Origin of the sequence: Mesorhizobium sp. B3-1-9, from assembly GCF_006439595.1 — a bacterium.
Classification (GTDB): domain Bacteria; phylum Pseudomonadota; class Alphaproteobacteria; order Rhizobiales; family Rhizobiaceae; genus Mesorhizobium.
The window spans coordinates 1-4,792 of sequence record NZ_VFTJ01000046.1; the positions used below are offsets into that span (position 1 = coordinate 1).

Sequence of the window (4,792 nt, forward strand, 5' to 3'; positions counted from 1 at the left end):
CTTCCAAGGCACCTTGCTCTCCTCGCAAAGGGCCGAAAGTGTAACCCATCTATCCGGAATGAACTGTCACCCATCTCCCGGGAAGGGCATTTCTATTTCAATCGGTTACGCCAATTCTGACTTACCTTGCTTGCCTGGAGACTGCCCACGCAACCAACAGGGCTCTCTTTCCGCTGCTTTCGTGGAGCAAAGGTCGCGTAATCATCGTTCGCATGACGTGCCCGGCACTGATTCCACGGAAAGCGGTTGCTGGGTCCTGCCCATAAAAGCAGCGCTCAAGTGTGTTTGGTCTGTCGAGGAGCTTGGGCGGCAGTTTCGGCAGAGACGGTCAATTGGGCTAGAAAGCCGACTTTTGCGCCTAAAGCGCGTCGCGTCGAAACGGATTCAGGCGACGCGCTTTTAAGCCTTTATTTTCATGCATGTCGTTATCGCAAAACCGCTGCACACTTTTGCGCGACATGCATTTGCTTTGACCGGCAATAGACCTCAATCAGCGACTCGTCATCAACCCGAAGACGGCGATCACTTCAAACAGCGCCACCGTCCTGTCGACAGCGCTGGGGAAGCCATTCAGCGAGAGTGCCAGATTGGTCTCCTTGCCGCCGTCCGCGACCACCTTGACCTTGAGGCTTTTGCCGTCGCGCAGGCTCGCCAAGGTCTCGGCGTCGAAACTCAGATCGACGAGGCAGCCGCCGGGCAGGCAGGTGCGGAAGCGCAGCGGCGGCAGGGCCGGGCCGTCATCGATCTGGAGTGTTACCCCTTGGTCCAGCCCCAGGCCGAACGGCAGCACCAGCGTTCCCTGGACGGCCTCGCCGGCCGGGCGCAACTCCATCGCCAGCACGCGCTGGCGCGACTGGCTGTCGGTCTGTTCCTGCGACAGCGCGCAGACCTTCACATTGGCGCCGTTCTGGGTGGCGAGATTGCACGAGACGGTCCAGTCGCCATGCCCTTCCCTGAGCGAGGTCGCCCCGCCTGGGAGGGCTGCTGTGTCTTGCGCGAAAGCGGCCGCAAGGGAGAGCAGGCTTGCGGCGATCAGCGTGGCATACCCAATTCGGCTGTTTCGTATCATCTCGTTTCCATCTCTCAAAAAGTCGGACCGCCCAAAATGCGAACGACGAATGCGAACGACAGAGAATGCACATTTCCGCGCGCATTCTGATGGCTCAACCCGGGCTGTGCCCGATGCCTCGTCGGCGTGCTACCAGCGCACGCTGAAGCCAAGCTTGCCGCTGATGACATTGCTGTCGCCGAAGCTCGCCAGGCTGGTCTTGGCGAGCGCCTCGCCATAGACCGAGTACTTGCCGTCGCCAAAGTCGAGCGAGCCGCCGAGGCCGACGCCGCCCCAGAACTTCTGGTTCTGGCTGGAAAGCTTCACGCCCGAGACATCGACATCGGTGCCGTCGAGGAAGTCATAGTAGAGATTGGCGATGCCATAGACATGCGCGCGGCTCACCTGCCCGGCGCTGTCGGCCCACTGGTCCTCATAGTCGGCCGAGATGCCGAGGCGGCCGATCAGGCTGTCGCCGCTGCCGGGCGACACGACGGTGCCGAACGGATCGGTGAACTTGTCGAAGTCGACCGCCGAATAGGAAAGTTGCGCCTGCGGGGTCAGCGACCAGTTGGAGCGCAGCGCGATCTTCTGCCCGCTCTCGATGCTGAGGGCATAGCCGAAGCCGTTGTTGCCATCGGCAAGCTTGCCCAGCACGGCCGAGTTGATGTCGCTGTCATACCAGGTCGCCTGGGCCTGCGTGTCGACGTAGAAGCCGCTGTTGCCGAACCAGGTCAGCGTGCCGCCAACGCCGTAGCCGGTGGCCGAGATCGAGCCCGTGCCGAAGCTCGACGCGACATCCGACGAAACGGTGCCGTAATGGACGGTGATGCCGCCCAACAGGATGCCGGCCTCGCTCTCATGCAGCAGGCCGTCGACGCCGGCGTTGAGCTTCCACGTCGTCACGTCGTAATCGGTGCCGGTGGTCGAGGTCTTGGGCTCGAACTTGCCATGAGCGGCATCGATGCGGGCCCAGATGGCGTTGCCGTCGACCGAACCCTGGCCGGGCACGTCCGCGCCTTGCGGCGTCGCGCCTTCGCCCCAGGTCCGGTTGCCGGTGCGCTGCTGCAAGGTGCCCAGTTCGTTGAAGCTCTGCAGCACGCCTTCATAGGCCTCGTAGAGCGGCGTGCTGGGCGCATAGAGCGGACCGGTCTGGTTGATCACCGTCGAGCGCAGATACCAATCACCGTCGGCCGGCGTGCTGACGCCGTTCTTGTAGAGCCGGTAGGCGTAGGCGCCGCCGACCACGGCCTGGTCGCCCTCGAAGACATAGTCGCCGGCAAGCGTGAAGGTGCCGGCCGAGCTGCCGTCGATGTCGACGATCTTGATGCCTTCGCTGGTCTGCGCGCCCGCGCCGCCGACATTGGTGACCGCCAGGATGCCGGTGCCGGACGTGTTGCCATGCACCACCAGCCTGTCGGTGGTGGAGGCATCGCCGTCGAGCGCGGCATTGATGAGGATCTTGCCGCCATTGCCGACATAGTCGCCGCTCACCGTAAGCACCGTGCCGGGTGCCGCGGCACCAAGCCGCACCGCGCCGCTGTTGTCGAGCGAGGCCACCGTCTGGTCGAAGCCGGCAAGGTCAAGCGTGCCGCCGGAGGCGACGGTGAAGGCCGAACTGGAGCTGAGCACGTTTGTCGCGCCCGCGGCCAGTGTGCCCTGCTGGACAGAGGTGGATCCCGAGAAGGCCGAGCCAGCGGCTGTCAGGACAAGCGTACCATCTCCTGCTTTGTTGAACGCCCCCGATCCGGTCAATGCCCCGGTTAGGGTCAAGGTGGTACCGGTGTCGGTCGAGATCGTGCCCTGGCCGAGGAAGTCGACGGCGCGGTCGCTGGCGAAGCTGGCGGTGGTGTTGAGCGTGCCGCCGTTGAAGGAGAGCCCGCCGGCCGCATCGCCGAGATTGGCATCGGCCGAGACCCTGAGCGTGCCGCCATTGATGGCGGTGCCGCCGGTGTAGCTGTTGGTGCCGGTCAGCACCAGCGTTCCGGCATCCGTCTTGACGAGCTGAGCATTGCCGGTGAGCGCGGAGGCGATCGTCGCCGTGTAGCCTGCGCCGGCACTGGTGCCGTCGCCGACCCGGATCGTCGACTGCGCGCCGATGAGGCCGATGTCGCCGCCCTGAATGACATAGCCGTCGGTCGAGAACTGCATGCCGGCGGCCGTCACCTGGCCGAGCCCGTTGTCCACCGTCACCGTGCCGGCCTGGCCGGCGAAGATGGCGAAGGCGCCGTCCGAATAGGCTGCGTTGATCGACCCGGTGTCTTCGGTCCAGTTGTCGTTGCCCAAGGAGCTCTGCCAGGTGCCGCTACCGCCATCGACCGTGCCGTCGAACTTCGGACCGGCATCGCCGTCCCAGTAGTTCAGGTTCAGCCCTTGCGTGTTGACGAGGTTCACCTGATGATCGACGGACGTCTGCACGAAGTAGTTCGAGGATGGGATGGAGCCGACGGAGAGGCCGTTGTTGGTCAAGGTCCCGCTGTAATCGAACACGCGGTAGATGCCGGGGCCGAAGGTGCCGCCCGGCGAGACAGTGACATTGAGCGTGCCGGCGAGCGTCAGATTGCCGCCTACGGTGGTGAGGTCGTTGAGCGCCCCGCCCGCGACATTCGCCTGGCCGAAGCTGTAGTTGAGGATCGAGCCGCCGGAGAGCGTCAGGTCGCCGGCGATCGCCAGTGTGCCCGGCGTGGCGTCGGCCGATCCGGGCGAGAGCGTGGCGCCGTCGGCGATCACGACGTTGCCGCCGATTGTGCCCTTGCCGCCAAGCGTGGCGCCGATCTCTACCGAGGTAAGCCCTGTGGCCAGGCTGTTGTCGCCATCGACATAGAGCCCGCCTGCCGCCACGGTGGTCGCTCCGGCATAGGAGTTGGTGCCCGTCAGCGTCAGCGCCGCGCCGCCCGTCTTGGTGAAGCCGCCCGCGCCGCCGATAGGGCCGGACAGCGTGAGATCGGCGTCGGTCTGCAACGTGCCGCCGCCGGCATTGAGCGTGATGTCGCGCGCCGAGCTGAACGCGGCGGTATTTTGCAGCGTCGCGGCATTGTCGAACGACAGCGCTCCCGCCCCATCGCCAAGGTTGACGTCGGCCGAGACCCTGAGCGTGCCGCCATTGATGGCCGTGCCGCCGCTGTAGGTATTGGTGCCGCTCAGCACCAGCGTGCCGAGATCGGTCTTGACCAGCTGCGAGCTGCCCTGGAGCACCGAAGCGATGGTCGCGGTGTAGCCCGCACCCGGCAGGGTTCCGTCGCCCACCCGGATCGTCGCCTGCGGCCCGACCAGATCGATGGACTGCCCCTGGATCAGGTAGCCATCGGTGGCGAACTGCATGCCTGCGGCCTGCACCTGGCCATTCGTCGTGCTGTCGACATCGACCGTGCCGGCCTGGCCGGCGAAGATCGCGAAGCTGCCGTTCGAGAAGGCGGCGTTGATATCGCCGGCCGGCCCGGTCCAGTTGTCGTCGCCGGCCGCCCGCCAGGTGCCGTTGCCGCCATTGACGGCGTTATTGCTCTTGAGGCCGGCGTCGCCGTCCCAGAAATTCAGCGTCATGGCGCTGATGTCGATGAGGTTGACCTGGCCCGCTATCGAGGTCTGGACGACATGAGTGGGCGAATTGCTGTCGAGCCCGTTGTCGGTCAGGGTGCCGTCATAGCTGATGACGCGATAGATGCCCGGGCCGAAATTGCCGCCGGGCGCCTCCGTCACGTTGATGGTGCCGTCGAGTGCCAGATTGCCGTGGACGACCGTCAGATC

At 65.1% G+C, this 4,792-nt stretch carries 2 protein-coding genes; both read right to left on the reverse strand.

Features of this window, described 5'->3' with window-relative positions; all coding sequences use genetic code 11:
• Positions 1–490 precede the first annotated feature (490 nt).
• A complete protein-coding gene (locus FJW07_RS31440) occupies positions 491–1,069 on the reverse strand; it encodes an invasion associated locus B family protein (RefSeq protein WP_140860914.1) in 579 nt (192 codons plus the stop codon).
• 129 nt (positions 1,070–1,198) lie between these two features.
• Positions 1,199–4,792: autotransporter outer membrane beta-barrel domain-containing protein (locus tag FJW07_RS31445; protein WP_140860916.1), on the reverse strand; the 3,594-nt coding region annotated here is incomplete at its 5' end.